General features: G+C 36.2%; 24 protein-coding genes. 15 read left to right on the forward strand and 9 right to left on the reverse strand.

Annotation, left to right across the window (positions count from 1 at the left end; all coding sequences use genetic code 11):
* From V7M80_RS06075 to V7M80_RS06115, 9 genes are all read left to right on the forward strand, one after another.
* Positions 1-186: a hypothetical protein gene (locus tag V7M80_RS06075; protein ID WP_333694751.1), complete on the forward strand. Its 186-nt coding sequence runs from the start codon at positions 1-3 to the stop codon at positions 184-186.
* Entirely contained in the window at positions 183-509 is a 327-nt protein-coding gene (locus V7M80_RS06080) for a DMT family transporter (protein ID WP_333694753.1), read from the forward strand. The genes V7M80_RS06075 and V7M80_RS06080 overlap by 4 nt, the downstream gene beginning before the upstream one ends.
* Positions 509-1,771: a 3-phosphoshikimate 1-carboxyvinyltransferase gene (locus tag V7M80_RS06085; protein ID WP_333694755.1), complete on the forward strand. Its 1,263-nt coding sequence runs from the start codon at positions 509-511 to the stop codon at positions 1,769-1,771. Before V7M80_RS06080 ends, V7M80_RS06085 begins: the two co-directional genes overlap by 1 nt.
* A gap of 177 nt (positions 1,772-1,948) precedes the next feature.
* Positions 1,949-2,998, forward strand: a complete 1,050-nt coding sequence (queA, locus tag V7M80_RS06090; RefSeq protein WP_333694756.1) for a tRNA preQ1(34) S-adenosylmethionine ribosyltransferase-isomerase QueA — start codon at positions 1,949-1,951, stop codon at positions 2,996-2,998.
* A 332-nt stretch (positions 2,999-3,330) separates the two neighbouring features.
* Positions 3,331-4,611 (forward strand): kynureninase, encoded by a 1,281-nt coding sequence (gene kynU / locus V7M80_RS06095; protein ID WP_333694758.1) that lies wholly within the window; start codon positions 3,331-3,333, stop codon positions 4,609-4,611.
* A gap of 27 nt (positions 4,612-4,638) precedes the next feature.
* Positions 4,639-5,727 carry an agmatinase family protein gene (locus V7M80_RS06100; protein ID WP_333694759.1) on the forward strand — a complete coding sequence of 363 codons (1,089 nt, stop codon included), beginning with the start codon at positions 4,639-4,641 and terminating at the stop codon, positions 5,725-5,727.
* A gap of 108 nt (positions 5,728-5,835) precedes the next feature.
* Positions 5,836-8,226 (forward strand): penicillin acylase family protein, encoded by a 2,391-nt coding sequence (locus tag V7M80_RS06105; protein ID WP_333694760.1) that lies wholly within the window; start codon positions 5,836-5,838, stop codon positions 8,224-8,226.
* A 48-nt stretch (positions 8,227-8,274) separates the two neighbouring features.
* Positions 8,275-8,523 carry a type II toxin-antitoxin system ParD family antitoxin gene (locus V7M80_RS06110; RefSeq protein WP_333694762.1) on the forward strand — a complete coding sequence of 83 codons (249 nt, stop codon included), beginning with the start codon at positions 8,275-8,277 and terminating at the stop codon, positions 8,521-8,523.
* Positions 8,516-8,815 (forward strand): type II toxin-antitoxin system RelE/ParE family toxin, encoded by a 300-nt coding sequence (locus tag V7M80_RS06115; protein WP_333694763.1) that lies wholly within the window; start codon positions 8,516-8,518, stop codon positions 8,813-8,815. Before V7M80_RS06110 ends, V7M80_RS06115 begins: the two co-directional genes overlap by 8 nt.
* A 4-nt stretch (positions 8,816-8,819) precedes the next feature.
* Here the strand turns inward: V7M80_RS06115 and V7M80_RS06120 are convergent, their stop codons facing one another.
* The 4 genes from V7M80_RS06120 to V7M80_RS06135 all read right to left on the reverse strand — a co-directional run bounded on the left by V7M80_RS06120 (position 8,820) and on the right by V7M80_RS06135 (position 12,679).
* Positions 8,820-10,352, reverse strand: a complete 1,533-nt coding sequence (locus tag V7M80_RS06120) for a cryptochrome/photolyase family protein (protein ID WP_333694764.1) — start codon at positions 10,350-10,352, stop codon at positions 8,820-8,822.
* 151 nt (positions 10,353-10,503) lie between these two features.
* Positions 10,504-11,814 carry a DASH family cryptochrome gene (locus V7M80_RS06125; RefSeq protein ID WP_333694765.1) on the reverse strand — a complete coding sequence of 437 codons (1,311 nt, stop codon included), beginning with the start codon at positions 11,812-11,814 and terminating at the stop codon, positions 10,504-10,506.
* Positions 11,815-11,891: 77 nt separating this feature from the next.
* Entirely contained in the window at positions 11,892-12,041 is a 150-nt protein-coding gene (locus V7M80_RS06130; protein ID WP_333694767.1) for a DUF2256 domain-containing protein, read from the reverse strand.
* Between the two features lie 2 nt (positions 12,042-12,043).
* Positions 12,044-12,679, reverse strand: coding sequence for a flavin reductase family protein (locus V7M80_RS06135; protein ID WP_333694768.1), 636 nt, complete (start codon positions 12,677-12,679; stop codon positions 12,044-12,046).
* Positions 12,680-12,826: 147 nt separating this feature from the next.
* On the opposite strand from V7M80_RS06135, the gene V7M80_RS06140 reads away from it, so the two are divergent.
* A complete protein-coding gene (locus V7M80_RS06140; protein ID WP_333694769.1) occupies positions 12,827-14,170 on the forward strand; it encodes an FAD-dependent oxidoreductase in 1,344 nt (447 codons plus the stop codon).
* 1 nt (position 14,171) lies between these two features.
* On the opposite strand, the gene V7M80_RS06145 is transcribed toward V7M80_RS06140, so the two are convergent.
* The 3 genes from V7M80_RS06145 to V7M80_RS06155 form a co-directional block, all read right to left on the reverse strand.
* Positions 14,172-14,537, reverse strand: coding sequence for a cupin domain-containing protein (locus V7M80_RS06145; RefSeq protein ID WP_333694771.1), 366 nt, complete (start codon positions 14,535-14,537; stop codon positions 14,172-14,174).
* A gap of 23 nt (positions 14,538-14,560) precedes the next feature.
* Entirely contained in the window at positions 14,561-14,929 is a 369-nt protein-coding gene (locus V7M80_RS06150) for a DMT family protein (protein WP_333694773.1), read from the reverse strand.
* A gap of 94 nt (positions 14,930-15,023) precedes the next feature.
* Entirely contained in the window at positions 15,024-16,565 is a 1,542-nt protein-coding gene (locus V7M80_RS06155; protein WP_333694775.1) for a helicase HerA-like domain-containing protein, read from the reverse strand.
* A 162-nt stretch (positions 16,566-16,727) separates the two neighbouring features.
* Between V7M80_RS06155 and V7M80_RS06160 the strand changes: the two genes are divergently transcribed.
* Positions 16,728-17,360, forward strand: a complete 633-nt coding sequence (locus V7M80_RS06160; protein WP_333694776.1) for a 7-carboxy-7-deazaguanine synthase QueE — start codon at positions 16,728-16,730, stop codon at positions 17,358-17,360.
* Between the two features lie 36 nt (positions 17,361-17,396).
* On the forward strand, positions 17,397-17,798 hold the full coding sequence (locus V7M80_RS06165; protein ID WP_333694778.1) for a DUF2059 domain-containing protein: 402 nt from the start codon (positions 17,397-17,399) through the stop codon (positions 17,796-17,798).
* A 28-nt stretch (positions 17,799-17,826) separates the two neighbouring features.
* Here V7M80_RS06165 and V7M80_RS06170 read toward each other — a convergent pair whose 3' ends face one another.
* A complete protein-coding gene (locus tag V7M80_RS06170; RefSeq protein ID WP_333694779.1) occupies positions 17,827-18,531 on the reverse strand; it encodes a class I SAM-dependent methyltransferase in 705 nt (234 codons plus the stop codon).
* 65 nt (positions 18,532-18,596) lie between these two features.
* On the opposite strand from V7M80_RS06170, the gene V7M80_RS06175 reads away from it, so the two are divergent.
* Positions 18,597-19,091 carry a YkgJ family cysteine cluster protein gene (locus V7M80_RS06175; protein ID WP_333694781.1) on the forward strand — a complete coding sequence of 165 codons (495 nt, stop codon included), beginning with the start codon at positions 18,597-18,599 and terminating at the stop codon, positions 19,089-19,091.
* A gap of 115 nt (positions 19,092-19,206) precedes the next feature.
* A complete protein-coding gene (locus V7M80_RS06180; RefSeq protein WP_333694783.1) occupies positions 19,207-19,482 on the forward strand; it encodes a PH domain-containing protein in 276 nt (91 codons plus the stop codon).
* Here the strand turns inward: V7M80_RS06180 and V7M80_RS06185 are convergent.
* Positions 19,479-20,711, reverse strand: a complete 1,233-nt coding sequence (locus V7M80_RS06185; RefSeq protein WP_442902344.1) for an exo-beta-N-acetylmuramidase NamZ family protein — start codon at positions 20,709-20,711, stop codon at positions 19,479-19,481. The two genes, V7M80_RS06180 and V7M80_RS06185, sit on opposite strands and share 4 nt — an antisense overlap.
* 91 nt (positions 20,712-20,802) lie before the next feature.
* Here V7M80_RS06185 and V7M80_RS06190 point away from each other — a divergent pair, with 91 nt between their 5' ends.
* On the forward strand, positions 20,803-22,038 hold the full coding sequence (locus V7M80_RS06190) for an ABC transporter permease (protein ID WP_333694787.1): 1,236 nt from the start codon (positions 20,803-20,805) through the stop codon (positions 22,036-22,038).
* Positions 22,039-22,069: the final 31 nt, after the last annotated feature.

The raw sequence follows: 22,069 nt of genomic DNA on the forward strand, positions 1-22,069 counted from the left end.
TTGAAAAAGAAAGTTATTCATTTCATAACCGCTTTGATTATTTACGGATTCATAGGCTGGTTAATGACCTATTTTTTGGAAGATGAAAATCATAATCCTTGGTTTTTTGTTCTTTTTTGGGCAGTTTCCATGGCTTTGGCCGAATTGTTTATCTTTGAAAAAATAAGAAACAGAAAAAAGAAGTGAACTGGATTCTCCTTATCATCGCCGGTTTATTTGAAGTGGCCTTTGCCGCGTGTTTAGGCAAAGCCAAAGAAGCCAACGGAACCACAATGTGGTTGTGGTATGCTGGGTTTTTAGTCTGCCTTACCATCAGTATGGTTTTATTGGTCAAAGTAACCAAAGAATTACCCATCGGAACCGCTTACGCTGTTTGGACAGGAATCGGAGCCGTTGGAAGTGTACTTGTTGGTATTTTTGTATTCAAAGAACCCGCCACGTTTTGGCGAGTATTTTTTATCAGCACCCTAATCATCTCAATCATCGGACTTAAAGTTGTGACTAAATAATGAATTTACAATTAAAATATAACTCCCAACTCCCAACTCCCAACATCCAACTTTCCATCACCGGTTCCAAATCCGAAACCAACCGATTGTTGTTACTCCAAGCACTATATCCTAATTTAGTTTTAGAAAATACCTCTAATTCTGATGATAGTGAAGTGATGCTAAAAGCTTTGGCAATTACCCATCACCCATCACCCATCACCCAAACTATAGATATTCACCATGCCGGCACCGCCATGCGTTTTCTTACCGCTTATTTCGCCATTCAAGAAGGAAAGGAAGTAATATTAACCGGTTCGTCAAGAATGAAAGAGCGTCCCCTCAAAATTCTCGTTGAAGCTCTTCAACAACTGGGTGCCGATATCAGTTACATAGAAAATCAAGGTTTTCCACCCATTCGTATCAAAGGCAAAAAAATTACTCAAAACAAAGTTGCCCTTCCGGCAAATGTGAGTAGCCAATATATTTCAGCTTTATTATTAATTGCTCCCAAACTCGAAAACGGATTAGAATTAACTTTAGAAGGAGAAATTACATCAATCCCCTATATCAAAATGACATTGGCTTTGCTGAATGAAATTGGAGTACAAACCTCATTTATCGAAAATATAATCAAAGTTAACTCACTCCCAATTCTTAACTCCCAACTCTTAACTATCGAGTCAGACTGGTCTTCTGCATCCTATTGGTATTCCATTATCGCATTATCTCCAATCGGAACCCAAGTTACGCTTTCAAGTTACAAACAAAACAGTTTACAAGGTGATGCTGCATTAGTTGAAATCTACAAAAGCTTCGGAGTAGAAACGATTTTTAACAACAATTCAATCGTTTTGCAAAAAGTAAACAACTTGAAACCTGAAACCTTAAACTTGAAACTAAATAACTCCCCCGACATCGCCCAAACCATCACTGTAACCTGCTTCGGATTGGGACTAGATTGCCATTTAACCGGCTTACACACACTTAAAATCAAAGAGACGGATAGATTAGAGGCTTTGAAAAATGAACTTACGAAATTTGGAGCCAATGTATCAATCACAAATGATTCATTAACACTCGACGCTCGCACCCCTATCCTTTGGAGAGGAGTTGGGGGTGAGGTTTCAATCAAAACCTACCAAGACCATCGCATGGCCATGGCCTTTGCACCTTTAGCCTTAAAAACACCCATTAGCATAGAAGAAGCCGAAGTGGTCTCAAAATCCTATCCTACTTTTTGGGATGATCTTGAAAAATTCGGTTTTCAAATTTCAAAATAAAACCAAATTTTCACAAAGATGCAAGCTCAGAACCTTAATGCCTTAGCACCTTAACACCTTTCCAAAAAAATATATCCCAAAACACTTGACAACCCCTATTTCGCAATCGTATATTTGCCACCGGAATTTTAGAACTAGTGAAACTATTCACTAATTACTATTCACTAATCACTATATATGAAATTATCCCATTTTAACTTCAATTTACCTGCCGAATTATTGGCAGAATTTCCAACAGAAAACCGTGACGAATCTCGTTTAATGGTGGTGAACAGAGCCAAAAAAACAATTGAACACAAATTATTCAAAGACATTATCGATTATTTTGATGATGGTGATGTAATGATTATGAACAATACCAAAGTTTTTCCTGCTCGTTTGTACGGAAACAAAGAAAAAACCGGAGCTAGAATCGAAGTGTTTTTGTTACGTGAACTCAATGCAGAGCAACGCCTTTGGGATGTGTTGGTTGATCCGGCCAGAAAAATCCGTATCGGAAACAAATTGTATTTTGGAGACGATGATTCACTAGTGGCTGAGGTTATCGACAACACTACTTCTCGCGGTAGAACGCTACGTTTCTTATACGATGGTTCGTATGACGAGTTTCGAAATAAATTAACTGAGTTGGGTGAAACCCCAATCCCAAAATATATCAACAGAGAAGTTACTCCTGAAGATGAAGAACGTTACCAAACCATCTACGCCAAAGTAGAAGGTGCTGTGGCGGCTCCAACTGCCGGTTTGCACTTTTCTAAACATTTGATGAAACGTTTGGAAATCAAAGGAATCAATTTTGCCGAAGTAACCTTACACGTAGGCTTAGGTACTTTCAATCCGGTTGAGGTAGAAGATTTATCCAAGCATAAAATGGATTCAGAAGAACTATTCATCACCCCACAAGCTTGCGATGTGGTAAACAATGCTATAGCAAACAAAAAACGTGTTTGTTGTATCGGAACAACCTCTATGAGAGCCATAGAAAGTTCGGTTTCTTCTGCTAAAACGTTGAATCCTTACGAAGGGTGGACCAATAAGTTCATCTATCCGCCTTACGATTTTAGTATTGCCAATTGTATGGTAACAAATTTTCATACACCTAAATCAACTCTTTTAATGATGATTTCGGCTTTCTGCGGTCATGATTTAATGAAAAAAGCCTACGAAGAAGCCATTAAAGAAAAATACAGATTCTATTCGTATGGTGACGCCATGTTGATTATTTAATCTCAACACGTTTAAAATCTTAAAATACAAAATCCCAATCTTTTCCGGTTGGGATTTTTTTTGGGAGTATTACGGGCTTTTCACTCCAAGTCCTCACACCAAAACACAATTTTCAAGAGGTTAAAAAGAGCTTCCGTTGGTCGCTTCTTTAACCTAAGAAAATTTGTGCTTTCGTGCTCCGGGCTTTCCGCTTCAATCCCTAACGCAAATGGTGTTTCAAATAAAAAATTCTTCTTTGGAATAAAAATTCTTCTTTTTCCCCGTACAGACAGGTCGCGACCTGCCCTACAATCCAAAAAATTATTACCTTTACCAAACAAACAAACTACTACATGAATTTTCAAAATACACGCGAATTTGCTCAACAATTAGACGCACAAGACGAACTTTATAAGTATCGTGACGAATTTATTTTTCCCAGTATAAATGGTAAAAACGTGATTTATTTCACCGGAAATTCACTTGGTTTACAACCCAAACGCACTCAAGATTATGTGGATGAAGTTATGAACGATTGGGCAAAATTAGCAGTAGAAGGTCATTTTTATGCCGACAAACCTTGGTGGGATTATCATGAGCGTTTTGCCAATCCGTTAAGTGGAATCGTAGGAGCAAAACCTTCCGAAATCACAGTGATGAATACCTTAACGGTAAACCTTCACTTGATGATGGTTTCTTTTTATCGACCCACACCCAAAAAATACAAAATCATCTGCGAAGAAAAAGCCTTTCCTTCCGACCAATACATGTTTCAAAGTCAGGTAAAATTTCATGGGTACGACCCCAAAGAAGCCATAGTTGAAATCAAACGTAGAGAAGGAGAACACAACATTCGCCATGAAGATATCATTGCCAAAATTGAAGAAGTAGGCGAGGAGTTGGCTTTAGTTTTAATTGGCGGGGTAAACTATTATACCGGACAGGTGTTCGACATCAAATCCATCACTGAAGCCGGTCATAAAACCGGTGCTTATGTGGGGTGGGATTTGGCTCATGCCGCCGGAAATATTGAACTCGAGCTCCACGAATGGAATGTAGATTTCGCCTGCTGGTGCAGTTATAAATACATGAATTCCGGACCGGGTAATGCTTCCGGTTGCTTCGTTCACGAAAGACATCATCATGACAACGATTTGCCTCGTTTTGCCGGTTGGTGGGGACACAATAAAGAGCGTCGTTTCAAAATGGAACCCGATTTTGATCCCGTTCACGGTGCCGATGGATGGCAAATCAGTAATTTACCGATTTTATCTCTTGCTCCTTATCTAGCTTCAGTTGAAATGTTTGCCGAAGTGGGCATGAAAAAATTAATTCAAAAAAGAAATCTCTTAACGGCCTATTTAGAATTCATCCTCCACGAAATCGACCGCGAAATCGACGGAACCGAATTTGAAATCATCACTCCCCAAAACCAAGAAGAACGAGCTTGTCAATTATCGGTTTATCTTCACGGTCAAGGCAGAGCATTATTCGAATATCTTATGAAAAACGGCGTCATCACCGATTGGCGTGAACCCAACGTAATACGCCTTGCACCCGCACCGTTCTACTGCTCTTTTGAAGACATGTATGAATTTGGACAAATATTAAAAGCAGGAATTTCAAAAACTTAGCACCTCAGTACCTTAGCACAATAAAAAATGAACAAACAAGAAATACTCCAATCCTTCGACCCTAGCCAACCCGGTTTAGCCGATGCTACCATTTTTGGCTTACCTTTTTCCATTGAAGACAGTGAAATCATTGTCATTCCCGTACCGTGGGAAGTAACCGTAAGCTACGGTTCAGGTGCTTCAAAAGGGCCGGAAGCCATTTTAGACGCTTCTTTTCAAGTGGATTTAAACCACCAAGAATTTCCTGAATTATGGAAATTAGGCATCTTTTTAGACGAATCGCCAAAAGGTGTTAAAAAGAATTCCAAAAAATATAAAAAGAAAGCGGCTCCCATTATCGAAGCACTCGAAAGTGGTTCAGTAATTGAACATCATCCCGGTTTGCAAAAAAACTTGGATAAAATTAATTACGCTTGTTCCGATATGGTAGAAGCCGTTCGTGAGAAAACATTGTATTGGTTAAATCATGGTAAAAAAGTGGTTTTATTAGGAGGCGATCACAGTACGCCACTAGGCTATTACCAAGCTTTAGCTGAAAAACACGATAACTTCGGAATTCTTCATTTAGATGCTCACATGGATTTGCGAATTGCCTATGAAGGTTTCACGTATTCACATGCTTCTATCATGTATAACGCTTTGCAAATTCCGCATATTTCAAAAATTGTGCAAGTAGGCATTCGTGATTTTTGCGAACAAGAAGTGGAGGTGGTAAAAAAAGAGAACGGAAGAGTCGTCATCCACACCGATTCCGATTTGAAAAAAGAAACGTTTGAAGGGAAAACATGGCAACAACAATGCGATGCCATTATCGCGGCATTACCGCAAAAAGTTTGCATCAGTTTTGATATTGATGGCATGTATCCTTGGTATTGTCCCAATACAGGAACTCCGGTTCCGGGTGGATTTTCATTTGAACAAGCCGCTTTTTTGTTAAGTCGTTTAGCCGAAACCGACAAAGAAATCATCGGATTTGATTTAGTTGAAGTCGCCCCAGGAGAGAATGATGACTGGGATGGAAACGTGGGTGCCCGCATGTTATTTCACATGTGCGGTGTTTTAGCCAAAAACAATAAAATGAATGTAGGAGAGAAAATTAACTTTCCGAGAAAATAGTTTTTGCAAATTTTAAACCGTTAAGCAGTTAAGAATTTAAGTTTCAAAACTTAATCAATCTTAATTTCTTAATGGTTTTTTTATACCTTTAAGTCAAATTCCATTTCCATGAAAAAACTCAAAAAAATAGTTGGTGTTATTCTTATACTTTTTCTCATTTTAGCCCTTGCAGTAGTGGGTTATGCCTATTTTCTCAAACCAAAATATGAGGGTGAAGCGGTATTAAATTCCATCCAAAAAGAAACCACCGTTTATTTTGACGAATATGGAATTCCGCATATTTACGCTCAATCTCAAAAAGATGCAATGACTACTTTGGGTTATGTGCATGCTCAAGACCGCTTATGGCAAATGGAACTCATGCGACGCATTGCTCCGGGAAGATTATCCGAAATTTTTGGTTCGGTAATGCTTAAAAACGACAAGTTTTTCTCCGGTTTAGGGATTGATGAAGATTCCGAAAAAGCCATTGCTCAATTGGATAAAAACAGTGAAAGTTATCAATTGACCTTAGCCTATCTTGATGGAATCAATCAGTATTTAGAAGAAGGGCCAACGCCAATCGAGTTTCAATTAGTCGGTGTTCCAAAAGAAAAATTCACTATCAAAGACGTGTATAATATTTTTGGTTACATGGCATTCAGCTTTGCTATGGCTCAAAAAACAGATCCATTATTGACCGATATTCGGGATGAATTGGGAATGGAGTATCTCAAAGATTTTGGTATTGATGGTTCATTAGCCCATACCAAATTAAAAAGTTTCAAAGGAAAATCAGAAGCGTATGCCGAAATTTCAAAATCAGTAGCTTCCTTGTTGGAACAATCACCCATTCCACCTTTTATTGGTAGTAACAGTTGGGTTGTTGGTCCTCAAAAAACCAAAAGCGGAAAAGTATTGTTTGCCAATGATCCACATATTGGATTTTCGCAACCGGCCACTTGGTACGAAGCTCACATTGTGACGCCCGATTATGAAATGTATGGCTATTATTTAGCCGGAACTCCTTTTCCGCTTTTAGGTCATAATCGTGACTATGCGTACGGTTTGACCATGTTTGAAAACGATGACATGGATTTGTTTTTGGAAACCAACAATCCCGAAAATGAAAACCAATACCAAACACCGGAAGGATTTAAAAACTATCAACTTTCAGAAAAAACTATCAAAGTAAAAGACAGTTCCGATGTAGATTTAAAATTTAAAAAATCGCATCACGGACCTTTAATGAACGGTTTGATAGAAGGTTTGAAGGTGGACAAACCCATTTCGATGTGGTGGACGTATTTGCAACATAAAAATCAGATTTTAGATGCGGTTTATGCTCTTTCTCATGCGAAAGATTTGGCTCATTTTCATCAAAGTATTGAGTTGATTGCCGCTCCGGGATTGAATATCATGTATGGCGATGCCAAAGGAAATATCGCTTGGATTACCTCCGGGAAGCTATATAAAATGCCCGAAAATGTCAACGCCAATTTTATTTTGGATGGTTCAAATGGGAAAGACGAACAAAAAGAATACTATGATTTTTCCGAAAATCCGTATGCCATCAATCCGGATTGGAACTATGTTTATTCGTCCAACAATCAAGTAGAACCAATTGACGATTATTTATATCCGGGTTATTATTTGCCGGAAGATCGAGCCAAACGCATTGTTCAATTGTTAGAACCTAAAAATGATTGGACGAAAGAAGATATGATGAACATGATTAACGATGATCAATCGTCGGTGGCACCCTCAATAGTGCGAAGTATCTTAAACGGAATTAATCAAGAAAATCTTTCCGATTCCGAAAAAGAAGCTATTTCACAACTTCAAAAATGGAATGGAAATAATGGATTAACAGCCACAGCTCCCACCATTTACAACCAATTTCTCTATCACTATCTCCAAAATACCTTTGAAGATGAATTAGGAAAAGACCGTTTTGCCATTTTATTGAACACGCATATTATGAAGCAAATGATTGCGTTTCAAATTGCGAATGAAACTTCTCCTTGGTGGGACAATAAAACTACGTCGGATAAAAAAGAGACGAGAAGTGAAATTTTGACGCGTTCTTTTCAACAAACCATTTCGCATTTGGAAAAAAAACTGGGCAATCAAGTTTCGGGATGGACGTGGAATAAGGTGCATACTGTGGAACACAAACATCCGTTGGGTGAAGTAGCTGCTTTACGAAGTTATTTCAATGTGGGTCCGTTTGAAATTAATGGTTCCAATGAAGTCATCAATAATTTAATGTTTACGTTTACTGAAACAGGAAATCATCAAGTGAAAGCCGGTCCTTCCACCCGCAGAATTATCGATTTTTCAGATATTGAAAACAGTATGAGCATTCTTCCCACAGGACAATCGGGAAATCCGTTGAGTGAACATTATTATGATCAAGCTGAACTATACAACCAAGGCAAATTCCGAAAAATGAAAATGAATAAAAAGGAGATTGAAGCGAGTGCAAGGAAATTGGTGTTTAAACCAAAGTCTAAATAAGTTTTGTTTTATTACCAAAAATTGGTAACTTTACGAAAAAATTTAAATATGGGACGTAATACATCAGTATCATTAGGTAACTATTTTGAAAAATTTGTAGATGAAAGTGTTTCAGAAGGTAGATTCAAAAATGCAAGCGAAGTCATTCGTGCAGGTTTGAGATTGTTAGAAGAAGAAGAACGTAAAATAATTGCATTAAAGAAAGCTATTAATGAAGGAATTGAAAGTGGTATTGCAAATGATTTTAATCCCCAAAAACATTTAGCTTCATTGAAAGCTCAAAAAAGAAATGGCTAAGTATGTATTAACTAACAAAGCTGTTGAAGATTTGACAGCAATATGGGAATATTCTTTTGAGTTTTGGTCAGAAAATCAAGCCGATAAATATTATTTGCAATTGATTAGTGATTTTCAGTTTTTAGCTAACAATCAAGATATTGGTAGGAAGTATGATGAGATTGAGATAGAAATTTTCGGTCTAAAATCTGGTGAACACATGATTTTTTATCGAAAACTTTCAGAAGAATTAATTGAAATTACAAGAATATTACATTCAAAAATGGATTTAAAACAAAGATTAAAAGAATAGTTTTTTAAATATTTTCCAAACCCTCCATAATCTCCTTCGCCCTCAATTTGATTTGAAACAATTCCTCCGCCGGAATCTTATGCAACAAATTCAACATCATCGCCATGCGTTGATTGTTTTTAAAATGCTCTTTTTTATCATCTAAAAAATTCCAATACAAGCTGTTGAACGGACATGCTTTTTCGCCCAATTTATCTTTCACATTATAATGACAACTTCCACAGTAATTACTCATTTTGTTAATGTAACTACCCGAAGAAACATAAGGTTTGGTGGCTAAAATTCCACCATCGGCGTACTGACTCATACCTCGTGTATTGGGCATTTCCACCCATTCAATCGCATCTATGTAAACACCTAAATACCACGCATCGACTTCATCGGGGTGAATTTGTGTAAGCAATGAAAAGTTGCCAATAATCATCAACCGCTGAATATGATGTGCATACGATTCTTCCAAACTTTGCGAAATGGCTTTTTGCATACAATTCATTTTAGTATTTCCCGTCCAATAAAAATCGGGAAATCTGTTTTGGTTTTCTAATGCATTCATTTGTCCGTAATTCGGCATTTCTTTCCAATAAATCCCGCGAACATATTCTCGCCAGCCCAAAATTTGACGCACAAAACCTTCTACTTGCGAAAGCGTAATTTGATCTTCGTTTTGATGATAATATTGTACAACTTGCTCAATCACTTCCTTCGGCGAAAGCATTTTCGAATTCATCGCAAACGACAAACGGGAATGAAATAGAAACTTTTCATCAGTGTGCATAGCATCTTCATAATCGCCAAAATGTTTCAACAAATGATGACAGAAATAATGCAATTGCTCCAAACATTCCCCTCTCGAAGTCGGCCAATTGAATTTTTCCACATCAATAGAACCAAAAGTTTTGACCTCCATTTTTTCCAATTGATGCACCACTTTTTCCACATTTTTAGGAAAAATTTTTGCTTTCGGAATCGGGACTTCGCCTTTGTATTTTTTGCGATTGTCGTGATCAAAATTCCATTGATTTCCCACCGGATTGGCTCCAACCATCAAAATATCGTGCTTTTTTCGCATCATGCGATAGAAGTTTTCCATCAACAACAATTTCTTTCCCTGAAAAAATTCGGCTAATTCGGTTCGGGTTGTATAAAAATGTTCCGTGTCAAAAACTTCTGTTGAGATGGTAAGTTTTTTACAAATTTGCTTCAATTGTTCATCCAATCGATATTCATCCGGCAATTGGTATTCCAATTTTTGAATGGAATAATGTTCAATAGTTTGTTGTATTAATGCTTCTAAATGTTGCGGATTTTTGGCATCATCAATCTCAAAATAAACCACTTGATGATTATTACTTTTTAGATGCGTGGCAAAATTCCGCATACTCAAAAAGAACGCCACGACTTTCTGAATGTGATGTTTCACATAATCGGTTTCCTGACGCATTTCTGCCATCAGATAGATGACATTTTCATCGGTTTGTTGAAACCAAGAATGGTTGTGATTCAATTGATCACCGAGAAGAAGCCGAAGTGTTTTCATTTTTGTTCTTTTGTTTCAAGTTTCAGGTTTCAGGTTTCAAGTTGAGAGTTGCTCCGTAAAATTTTTAAATCCGTGTTAATCCGTGAAATCCGTGTCTTATGAATTCTGCTTTCAGCTACAATCAACTTGAAACTTGAAACCTGAAACAAACTTAACCCAACCATAATTTTTGATACTTTCCATCCCCATCATACATTTCCGCTTGGCGTTTGATGTTGAATTTGCGATCTCTTGGGTCATTTCCCACACCGGCATTGTAGATCCAATTGCCGTAATTGGAATGGACATCGTAATCAATCAACATGCTTTCAAAGTAAGCCGCAGCTACTCGCCAATCTTGCTCCCATTCTTTCGCCCAATAACTCGCCACATTTTGCCTGCCTCGATTACTCATGAATCCGGTTTGTTGCAATTCAATCATATTGGCGTTTACAAAAGGCTCACGCGTATTGCCGTTCATCCATTGACGAAGGGCTTTTTCATTGAACTTCCAATCGTATTTTTTTCCTAAAATGCCATCGAGTTGAAAGATTTTGTTGCCGTGTTTCAGTGAAATGTATTTGAAATAATCCCGCCAAATCAATTCAAAAATCAACCAATACGTGTCTTCATTTTTACAAATTTCTCGCTCATAATTTTGTACTTCCCAATAAATGGTTCGGGCAGAAATGCTACCGTTGGCCAACCAAGCCGAAAATTTCGAACTGTAATCGGTACCCATTAAACCATTTCGGGTTTGTTTGTATTGGGATAAATTTTCGGTGTCAAAAAAATAGTGGTTCAAACGTTTCAAAGCAGAAGTTTCTCCGCCCCGAAAAGGGAAGGCCGAATGTTTATGCACCTTAAACGATTCCAATCCTAAATCTTCCAAACTCGGAATTATATTGGATGTTTCCACCAAATTTTCTTCGGGTTGAACCGAAATTTCAACTAAAGGTCGAATCTTACTTTCTTTTTCACATTTCTTTCGAAATTCTGTAAAAACTTCCGGTATTTTGGAAAAACCAGTATACGGAATATCATCCGGATGGAATAAAAATTGGTCGTACGTTTCTACAAATTCAACCCTTAAAGTTTGATTTTTGAAATTGCCATTGCCATTGATTTTGAGATTGATATTGTTATTGACATTGACTTCTTCCAGTGTCCATTCTTTCTGAAGAAAAACGGTCGAAATCTGATATTCATCCACCAATTTAGGCAATACATTTTCAGGGAAATCATGAAAAATAAGCAATGAAATATTTTTAGCGGCTAAATTATTTTTCAAATCCCGAAGCGTTTCCAACAGAAATTTAGCTCTGAATTTTTCTGTTTTTTTAAATCCATAACGCGTCATTTCAAATTGTCTCGGGTCCAGAAAATAAACCCCAATCACTTTTCCTTTTTTTTGACATGCCTGAAAAAGTGAATGATTGTCATTCACGCGTAAATCATTTCGAAACCAAACTAGATTGTTCATTTTTATGGTGATGGGTTAAAGGTAATTGGTTAAAGGTTACTACTAAACTGAAAACTGCGACTGCGACTGTAAACTCCCTACTCCTTACACCCAACTTTATTCCTCCTACATTTCTCACTACAATACAAAACCTCTTCCCAATTCTTTTCCCATTTTTTTCGCCAGGAAAACGGAAGTCCGCAGGTTTTGCAGTTTTTTTGAGGAAGATGTACTTTCTTATGAGCCATTTTTAGAGGATGGATTTCGTTGGTACATATGGTCGGGCATAATCAAATCGATCCACTAATTTTGGGACGCAATAGCCATCTAATCCATTAATAGTTACTACGTTTTCTTCATCCAATCGAAGCCAATGGTCTTTTTGAATCAAGTTTTCCTCAATATATAATTCTTCGATAGAAGCGATAATGTGAATCGTTCCGTTTTCTTTAATTGCATATTCGTTGAGGTATTTGCATAAAATTTGAACCGGACTACCTTTTACAAATGGTATGGAAATACCTTCATGAAACGTTTCTTCCAAGTTGGTTTTATCAAATTCAGATATATGTTCATCATAACTAGCTGAGGAATGATGAGCATCTGCAATCATGGTTTCCGTAATGTGATTCACCGTAAAAAACCCTACATCTTTAATATTTTTATAGGTATTTCTGGGAACAGTTGTCGGCCGAAGAATAAAACCTAATAGAGCCGGATCGCTTCCTAAATGCGTGACACTGCTAAAGACCGCCACATTGGAAACTCCATTAGCCGTTTTTGTGGCGATTAAATTAGCCGATTTATAACCGGTACAACTATTAATCAAATTCAATCGCGGAATTTTAGGAAGCTCTTGAATAACTTCTTTGGTAAACTTTTTCACAAACAATTTTTTTCAAAAGTACAAATTGTTTAACAAATAAAACAAAAAGTTAAACAAAATTATTTTCTAACTGAAAATTTTCCCGATTTTAGGTCGTTTTATCTTTTGGTATTCCGTACTTTTGTATTCCAATTTTTGATTTTTATCATGCAAACGCCACAAAAAATTGCTGTTGTGGGTTCCGGTTTAGTAGGAACTTTATTGGCAATTTACCTCAAAAAATTAGGGCATACTGTTCATGTTTTAGACCGTAGTCCGGATATTCGCACCGTTGAATTTTCCGGTCGTTCTATCAATTTGGTGATGTCAAATAGAGGTTGGAAAGCGTTGGAAGATATCGGCTTGACCGAGGAAATTAAAAAAATCGGAATTCCGGTTGATAAGCGTGCCATTCATTTAAAAGATTCCAAACTCAATTACCAATATTACGGAAAAGAAGGGGAAGCCATTTATTCGCTTTCCCGTGGAGTTTTGAATCGAAAAATGATTGATTTAGCGGAAGAAGCCGGAGTTGAATTCTTTTTTGAACACCGCATTTGGGATGTATCATTGGCAGATGCTACGCTTCACATCGGAGAAACCGAAAGAGGCGAGTGGACTGATTTAAAATACGACAAAGTTTTTGGTGCAGATGGAGCTTTTTCCAGAATTCGCCATCGGATGCAACGCCAAAGTATGTTCAATTATTCGCAAGAGTTTTTGCATATTGGCTATAAAGAATTGCATATCCCTGCCAATCCGGATGGTTCGCATAAAATTGATAAAAATTCGCTACACATCTGGCCTCGAGGCAATTTCATGTTGATGGCTTTGGCCAATTTGGATGGTTCATTTACCTGTACACTGTTCATGCCGTTTGAAGGTGAAAATTCCTTTGAAAGCTTGAAAGACGAAAAAACATTAGTCGATTTCTTTGCCGAATTTTTCCCTGATACGAAAGAAGTAATTCCGGATTTGGTGCGTGATTTTTTTAAAAATCCAACTAGTTATTTGGTGATGATGAAATGTTTTCCATGGACGCATTCCGATAATGTGGCTTTAATTGGCGATTCAGCTCATGCCATTGTTCCTTTTTATGGTCACGGAATGAATGCCGGATTTGAAGACATTACCGTTTTAAATGAAATGATTGCAAAATACGGTGATGATTGGGAAGCCATTTTCAAAGCCTATGAAAAATCCCGAAAACCCAACGCGGATGCAATTGCCGAACTTTCCTATCGCAATTTTATGGAAATGAGTGCCAAAACCGCCGATGAGAAATTCTTGTTACAAAAGAAAATTGAAAAATGGTTTTCTGATAAACATCCCGACAAATGGATGCCCTTGTACAGCCGAGTAACTTTTAGTTTGCAACCGTATTCCGAAGCTCTAGCTATTGGCGATTTTCAAAATAAAATCATGGAAGAAGTGATGCAAATGGAAAATATTGAGGCGATTTGGGATAGCGAAGCTGTAGAAGCGAAGATTATTTCGCTTCTTTCAAAATAAATTACGCTTCCTCCCGATGTACCTTCTCAAAATCAAATGCCGGTAGGCAAATAGCAATGTATTCACACACTTCTTCAAACGGATTGGAATATTGAACACGTGTGTTTTTCTCAATTTTGATGGATTGACCAGCTTCTAAAACAATTACTTCGTCTTCAATAATAAATTGTTTTTTTCCTTTAATGATAAAAGTATATTCATCAAATTCTGGTGTTTGAAACGGCTCACTCCAATGAGGCGGAGCAATCATGTGAGCAATGGAAATGTTGCTGTTGCCATCGGAAGCTTTACCATAATGTTCTTCAATTAGTTTTCCATCAGTTGTTGGAACAATGAATGGGGATTTTTGGATGATATATTTTTTCATAACGTCTATTCTCTGTTTTTTCTCTATTTTTTAAAAATAAAATAAACTGCCAACACCAAACAACACATTCCCACAAAATGATTCCATTTAAACGTTTCGGTTTTAAAGAAAAGCATTGAAAAAATCACAAAAATAACCAACGTAATCACTTCTTGAATCACTTTTAGTTGCATGAGTGAAAAGGGTCCGCCATTGCCTTCATACCCAATCCGATTGGCCGGAACTTGAAAAAAATATTCAAACAAAGCCAATCCCCAACTGATTAAAACAATTGTAATCAGTCCGGCATTTTCAAACCATTTCAACTCTTTAAACTTCAAATGACCATACCACGCCAATGTCATAAAGATGTTGGAAAGTATCAATAATCCTATGGTGAAGAATCCTTTCATTTTTTTATGGTGATGGGTAATCGGTAATTGGTAATGGCTAAAACGAATTGATTTAAAATTCACCAATTACCTATTACCCTTTACCCATTTCCTTTTACTTCTTAAACATCTTACTCAAAATTCCCAATGCACCGCGAATAAAAGTAGCACTGGTTAATACTTTTACTACCGCTTTTGTGGTTTGACTTTCGGGTGCTCGTCGAGTAGTACTGGTTGTATTTTTTTGAGCTTCTTTTTGTTTGGCCACTTCTTCAGCACGCTTTGCAGCTTGTTCTTCAGCAACGGCAATTTTTTTGTTTAATAATTCATACGCACTTTCACGGTCAATCACTTCATTGTATTTTTTTGCCAATTTTGAACTTGTAATATGCGAATCAATCTCCGGTTGCGTCAACACATCCATGCGACTCATTGGTGCACGTAGCATTGTGGCAACTAGTGGAGTAGGAATCCCTTTTTCATTTAAGGCTGTTACAAAGGCTTCTCCAATTCCGAGTTGCGTAATTACTTCGTCCGTTTTGTAATAATCGGATAACGGATAATTTTCAGCTGTCATTTTAATCGCTTTTCGGTCGTTTGCCGTGAAAGCTCGCAACGCGTGTTGGATTTTTAGACCCAACTGACTCAACACTCCAGCCGGAATATCTTGCGGGTTTTGCGTGATAAAATAAATACCAATTCCTTTGGAGCGAATCAATTTCACGATAGTTTCAATCTGATCTTGCAAAGCTTTACTGGCTTGGTCAAAAATCAAATGGGCCTCGTCAATAAAAATGACCAATTCCGGTCTGCCGGCATCGCCTTGTTCCGGCATGGTACTGTAAATTTCGGCTAATAAACTCAGCATAAACGTCGAAAACAACTTCGGTTTATCTTGAATATCGGTCAAGCGAATAATGTTGACATAACCGTTTCCATTTTGGTCAATTCGCATCAAATCATTGATGTCAAAGGATAATTCCCCAAAAAAAACATCGGCACCTTGTTGTTCTAATTCAATGATTTTTCGCAAAATCGAACCCGTTGAAGAAGTGGAAATCCGACCGTATTCTTTTTCAATTTCGGCTTTACCTTCTTCGGTGATATATTGTAGTACTTTTTTAAAATCTTTTAAATCCAAAAGAGGCAAATGATGGTCGTCGCAATATTTAAAAATAACCGCAACAACACCACCTTGCGTATCATTCAAATCTAAAATGCGTGAAAATAAAACCGGACCAAATTCAGAAACTGTAGCTCGTAAGCGAACTCCATTTTGTTTGGAAATGGTCATCAATTCTACCGGAAAACCTTTGGTTTCATACCCTAAATTGATTTTAGTATGACGCTCCATGATAAAAGATTGTTCAATTCCCGGCATCGCAATTCCGGAGAAATCTCCTTTGATATCCATCATCAATACCGGAATTCCGTTTTGAGAAAGTTGTTCGGAGAGTACCTGAATAGTTTTGGTTTTACCTGTTCCGGTTGCTCCGGCAATCAATCCATGACGGTTTAAGGTTTTTAAAGCAATATTAACATGGGCTTCACCACCAACGGGAACACCATCTAACATAGCTCCTCCAAGCGTTATAAAATCACCTTTGCAAGCATATCCGTTTTTAATATGTGTACTGAATTCTTCGGCTTTACTCATAATAATAGATTTATATTTCAAATGTACTAAAAGGAAATGATTCAAAAAATAGCATTTCTTAAAAGCATTCTTTTTTCTGACAATCAAAAAAATCGAATAATCTAACAATCTAAAAAATCCAAGCATCCATTTCCTTATCTTTGCACACTTATTTCAGTATAAATGCTTCAAAAAGAAATACAATTAGCTGTCGAAAAAGGAGAAATGCTTCCGTTGATGGAAGAATTTTATACCATTCAAGGCGAAGGCTATCATACCGGAACCGCGGCATATTTTATTCGAATTGGCGGTTGCGATGTGGGTTGTCATTGGTGTGATGTGAAGGAAAGTTGGAATGCCGAGCTTCATCCACCAACCGAAATAGATACCATTGTTTCGAATGCTAAAAAATATTCGGATACTGTGGTAATTACCGGTGGTGAACCACTTACATGGGATATGGATCCGTTAACTCAAAAATTGAAAAGTGTTGGAGTAAATATTCATATTGAAACATCGGGATGTTATCCCGTTACGGGAAAATGGGATTGGTTTTGCCTTTCACCTAAGAAAAATAAGTTGCCGGTTCAAAGTGCGTATGATTTGGCCAATGAGTTGAAAGTTATCATTTACAACAAACACGATTTCATTTTTGCAGAAGAACAAGCGGCAAAAGTAAATTCGGATGCTATTTTATTTTTACAACCTGAGTGGAGTAAAAAAGAACAAATGACGCCTTTAATTGTTGAGTATGTGATGAAAAATCCGAAATGGAGAGTATCGTTGCAAACCCATAAATATTTGAATATTCCTTAAATTAATTTATATTTACAGCTATTTAAAATCAACAAAATGAAAAAATTAATTTTTACAATCGCCTTTGTTTTAGTTTCTCAATTAGGGTTTTCGCAAGATGCTTTCAAGAAAGATATACTAAGATATTTAGAGATTAGTGGCCAGGTAAATACCTTTAGAATGCTAACAAAAGATTTGAGTTCAAACATTCCTGAAGCTAAAAGAGCCGATTTTCAAAAAGAGCTAGACGCTTCTATTAACGATTTGATGAGCAAAATGGCAGATATGTACATGACTGAATTTACGCATGAAGACATTAAATCGCTTTTAAAATTTTACGATTCTGAAGTGGGTAAAAAATTGGCTTCAAAAACTGAAGTATTGTATGCCAAAGGACAACAAGTAGGACAGGATTGGGGGCAAGGAATACAAACCCTCATGATGAAATATATGCAATAAATATAACCCGACCTTGAGTCGGGTTTTTTTATAAAGTTAGTTTAGCTAGGTAATCGTAATGTTCTCCTTCTTCAATCAATTCACATAGTAATCCGTGAGCATGAGCGGCATTTTGAAGTGTGTTATAGTCCAAATACAACCAATCAAAAGGTTCTTCACTTTCTCCTTTGTAATGAATGGTAAATGTTAATTCACCATAATACTTATCAGCCGGAACTTCATACGCACCTGCATCATCTTGGTCATACATATAAATCAAATCGGAACTGTCAATCAGAATTTGACCGTCTTCGTTTAAAAGTAATTTTAATTTTTTGAGATAAGAAGAAATCGTTTTTAATTGGCCAAAAATCCCTGTTCCATTCATTAATAATAGGATTGTGTCAAATTTTTCCGAAGTATTAAATTCTAAAATATCTGAAACATAACAATTTATTAAACCTCTTAATTCACAAGCTTTAATTGCGTTTTTAGAAATATCTATTGCCGTCACATTTAATCCTTTTTTTTGCAAATACAAAGAATGACTTCCGGCTCCACAACCCACATCCAAAACTTTTCCATTTGATAGTGCTAAAGCTTTTTTTTCCAGTTTTGGCATTTCTTTGAAATTTCGAAACAGATAAGCTACACTCATTTCATCTGCTTCAGAAATAGATGTTTCTGTGATAATATCTTCCGGGTTATTCCCGGTTTGATAGTCTAAAATGGCTTTTCCAAAGAGGTCTTTCATTTTTTTTGTTTTAGGTTTCAAATTTCAAGTTCACTAATTTTGCAGTTCAACCTGAAACTTGAAACTTGAAACCACAATTAAAGGAACTCGGAAAACTAGCCAAAGATAAGCATATCGAAAACAAAAAGTATTTTGATAAGCTAAAAAAGAAAACACCCAAAAATTTGGATTATGTGATGCAAGATTTACATGAAGCCGAATTTAAAAAGACGGATTGTTTAGCGTGTGCCAATTGTTGCAAAACAACCGGTCCGCTTTTTACGTCGGCTGATATTGAACGTATTTCAAAGCATTTCAAGCAAAAACCACAACAATTTATCGACCAATACCTTAGAATTGATGAAGACAATGATTTTGTTTTGAAATCGGTTCCGTGTACATTTCTAGATAGCGATAATAAATGTTTTATTTATGACGTTCGTCCCAAAGCTTGTCGCGAATTCCCTCATACCGACCGTAAAAAATTTCAACAAATATCAGATTTAACATTGAAAAATGTAGCCATTTGTCCTGCCGCCTATAATATTGTAGAAGAAATGAAAAAAAAGTTACCTTTATAATATGAGAACTTACAAGTCAAAAATAGATTGGTGGCTACTACTCTTAATTTTGGTAATCTTTGGATATCCAATTTTGGAGGGTATTCAAACTAATCAATATGGTTTGTCAATCATAATGATTTCAATTTTAATTGTCATGTTTTGGATGTTTTCAAAAATAAAATATGTGATCGAAGGAACTATGCTAAAAGTTTGGGGGGTAAAAATTGACATTCATTCGATTAAAAGAATATACAAAACAAATAATCCATTAAGCTCTCCGGCTTTATCATTAGATAGAATTGCTATTGTTTACAATACATATGATGAAGTATTAATTTCACCAAAATTGAAAAAAGAATTTGTAGAAGAATTGCTGAAAATTAACCCCAATATTGAGGTGGAAATTTAAGGGTAGATTAAATATTTCTTCCTCATGTCTTTAAAAGTTAGCAGACCTTTTTCCCAACTTTTTCGAATTTCACTTTCTGAAACTCCATTTTCAATCTGCTCTTGCAATTTTTTTGTACCGGCCAGTTTTACAAAAAACGAATTAAAAAATACTTTTTTATCAGCAGTTGATTCGTAAGCTTTCAAAAGCCATTTTAATTCCAATCGATTCACTTTTTCCTGGGTACTTAAATCCTCTCCATAACACAATTTTCCATTATGCATCGGGTCTTTGGCTCCTAAATTGGGTTGAGGCGTAAAACTAAAATCTGTTTTTGATAAAAAAGGCGAACCATAAATCTGAAATTGTTTTTCCGTTCCGCGACCCACACTCACATTGGTTCCTTCAAAAAAACACAAACTCGCATATAAATTGATTGATTGGTCATTTGGTAAATTCGGAGATGGTTTTACAGGTAAACTGTATTTCATGCTTCTATTGTAATTTAAACATGGAATAACTGTCAATTGACATCGAATACCATTCTTCAACCATTTTTCACCATTAATCATATTAGCATATTCACCGATTGTCATACCATGTAAAACGGGTATCGGGTGCATGCCCACAAAACTGGTAAATTCTTTTTCTAAAATCGGACCGTCAACAATATTTCCATTCGGATTGGGTCGGTCTAAAACAATAAGCGGAATGTTATTTTCGGCACAAGCTTCCATTACATAATGCAGAGATGAAATGTAAGTATAAAATCGGGCACCCACATCTTGCAAATCAAAAACCATTACCTCAATTCCGGTTAATTGCTCCGGTTTTGGTTTTTTATTATCTCCATAAAGTGAGATAATGGGTAATCCGGTTTTACTGTCTTTACCGTCTTTAATCAATTCTCCGGCATCTGCTGTACCACGAAAACCATGTTCAGGTGCATAGATTTTTTGAACTATAATTCCCTTTTCAATAAAAACATCAACGGTACTATATACCAAGTCTCCTTTGGAATAAGGATAAGTTATAATTCCTGTTTGATTGGTTACTATTCCAACTTTTTTGCCTAATAATAAATTCACATAAGCCTCATAGTTTTCTGAACCCGTAATAATTCTCTCCAATTTATTTTCGAAATGTGAATCTGTGAGATTTGTATTCAAATGAGTGTATTCTCCTTTATTTTTCACTCCACAACAAATTAATACTCCCAATATTCCAAGGCAAAACAAGTAATACTTCATAATTTAAAATAATAAAAAAGCGTTGTCTCTCTGCTACTCTATAACACTAGCACCCAAAAAAAAATCTATATTTGCAATAAATCCAATACCCTTGAATTTAGAATTTTTTATCGCGAAAAGATTAACTACTTCAAAACAGCATAAAAGTAGTATATCTAAACCAATTATAAAAATTGCAATATCTGCTATAGCAATTGGTATTGTAATGATGTTGCTCTCTGTGGCAACCGGTTTGGGTTTACAACAAAAAATACGCCAAAAAGTCTCCGCTTTTAATGGGCATATAATTATTTCTAATTTTGATGATAATCAATCGGAAGTAAGCAAGGTTCCTGTTTCAATCCTTCAAGAGTTTTATCCCGAATTTAAATCTGTAAAAGGTATTAGCCACATTCAGGCTGTTGCTACTAAAGCGGGAATTATCAGAACCGAGCAAGCTTTTGAAGGAGTAATTTTAAAAGGTATTGGAGCAGATTATAATTGGGATAATCTTCAGGAGTATATTTTAGAAGGTCGAATTCCAAATGTCAAAAACCAACTCAATCAGGAGATTCTCATTTCTCAATTTCTTGCCAACCGATTATTTTTAAAAGTAGGCGATACATTTAATACTTTTTTCTTAAAAGAAGACAGTAACGAAATGCCTAATCTAAGAGTTTTTAAAGTGGTCGGAATTTACAATTCCGGATTTCAAGAATTTGATGCCACTTATATATTGGGTGATATTCGGCACATTCAACGCATCAATCGTTGGAAATCCCATGAAGTAGGAGCTTTTGAAGTTTTTGTCGATGATTTTAATCTAATAAGTCAAAAGGGTGAGGAAGTATATGAACAAATACCCTACAGTTTAGACAGTAAAACCATTACAGACAAGTACTATTATATTTTTGAATGGCTCGAGTTATTCGACTTTAATATTATAGTTATTTTAGTTATAATGATTGTTGTAGCCACCATAAACATGATAGTGGCTCTTTTGGTTCTCATTCTGGAGCGAACCCAAATGATAGCCATACTCAAAGCTCTTGGAGCCAACAATTGGGCAATCCGAAAAATATTTCTCTACAACGCTTTTTATATTATTCTTAGAGGATTGCTTTGGGGTAATCTAATTGCAATAACCCTCCTCTTACTGCAGTATCAATTTGGAATCATAAAACTCAATCCCGAAAATTATTACGTCACCCAAGCTCCTGTATCCTTTAATTGGCTTTTCTTTATAGGTGTAAATTTAGGAACAATTATAATAAGTCTTCTGGTTTTGTTAATTCCATCTTACATTATAACCAAAATTTCACCGGTAAAAGCCCTTCGATTCGATTAATTTACGAAGCTTTTCCCGCTTTTCATTCCAA

The organism is Flavobacterium sp., assembly GCF_036759525.1.
Classification (GTDB): domain Bacteria; phylum Bacteroidota; class Bacteroidia; order Flavobacteriales; family Flavobacteriaceae; genus Flavobacterium.

Excerpts from the sequence above, each read along its gene's own strand:
- V7M80_RS06140 (WP_333694769.1), top strand. The coding sequence starts at position 12,827 with ATGCAAACGCCACAAAAAATTGCTGTTGTGGGTTCCGGTTTAGTAGGA.
- V7M80_RS06105 (WP_333694760.1), top strand. The coding sequence starts at position 5,836 with ATGAAAAAACTCAAAAAAATAGTTGGTGTTATTCTTATACTTTTTCTC.
- V7M80_RS06145 (WP_333694771.1), bottom strand. The coding sequence starts at position 14,537 with ATGAAAAAATATATCATCCAAAAATCCCCATTCATTGTTCCAACAACT.
- V7M80_RS06160 (WP_333694776.1), top strand. The coding sequence starts at position 16,728 with ATGCTTCAAAAAGAAATACAATTAGCTGTCGAAAAAGGAGAAATGCTT.
- V7M80_RS06115 (WP_333694763.1), top strand. The coding sequence starts at position 8,516 with ATGGCTAAGTATGTATTAACTAACAAAGCTGTTGAAGATTTGACAGCA.
- V7M80_RS06165 (WP_333694778.1), top strand. The coding sequence starts at position 17,397 with ATGAAAAAATTAATTTTTACAATCGCCTTTGTTTTAGTTTCTCAATTA.
- V7M80_RS06100 (WP_333694759.1), top strand. The coding sequence starts at position 4,639 with ATGAACAAACAAGAAATACTCCAATCCTTCGACCCTAGCCAACCCGGT.
- V7M80_RS06125 (WP_333694765.1), bottom strand. The coding sequence starts at position 11,814 with ATGAACAATCTAGTTTGGTTTCGAAATGATTTACGCGTGAATGACAAT.
- V7M80_RS06150 (WP_333694773.1), bottom strand. The coding sequence starts at position 14,929 with ATGAAAGGATTCTTCACCATAGGATTATTGATACTTTCCAACATCTTT.
- queA (WP_333694756.1), top strand. The coding sequence starts at position 1,949 with ATGAAATTATCCCATTTTAACTTCAATTTACCTGCCGAATTATTGGCA.
- kynU (WP_333694758.1), top strand. The coding sequence starts at position 3,331 with ATGAATTTTCAAAATACACGCGAATTTGCTCAACAATTAGACGCACAA.
- V7M80_RS06185 (WP_442902344.1), bottom strand. The coding sequence starts at position 20,711 with ATGAAGTATTACTTGTTTTGCCTTGGAATATTGGGAGTATTAATTTGT.
- V7M80_RS06170 (WP_333694779.1), bottom strand. The coding sequence starts at position 18,531 with ATGAAAGACCTCTTTGGAAAAGCCATTTTAGACTATCAAACCGGGAAT.
- V7M80_RS06155 (WP_333694775.1), bottom strand. The coding sequence starts at position 16,565 with ATGAGTAAAGCCGAAGAATTCAGTACACATATTAAAAACGGATATGCT.
- V7M80_RS06110 (WP_333694762.1), top strand. The coding sequence starts at position 8,275 with ATGGGACGTAATACATCAGTATCATTAGGTAACTATTTTGAAAAATTT.
- V7M80_RS06180 (WP_333694783.1), top strand. The coding sequence starts at position 19,207 with ATGATTTCAATTTTAATTGTCATGTTTTGGATGTTTTCAAAAATAAAA.
- V7M80_RS06085 (WP_333694755.1), top strand. The coding sequence starts at position 509 with ATGAATTTACAATTAAAATATAACTCCCAACTCCCAACTCCCAACATC.
- V7M80_RS06130 (WP_333694767.1), bottom strand. The coding sequence starts at position 12,041 with ATGGCTCATAAGAAAGTACATCTTCCTCAAAAAAACTGCAAAACCTGC.
- V7M80_RS06120 (WP_333694764.1), bottom strand. The coding sequence starts at position 10,352 with ATGAAAACACTTCGGCTTCTTCTCGGTGATCAATTGAATCACAACCAT.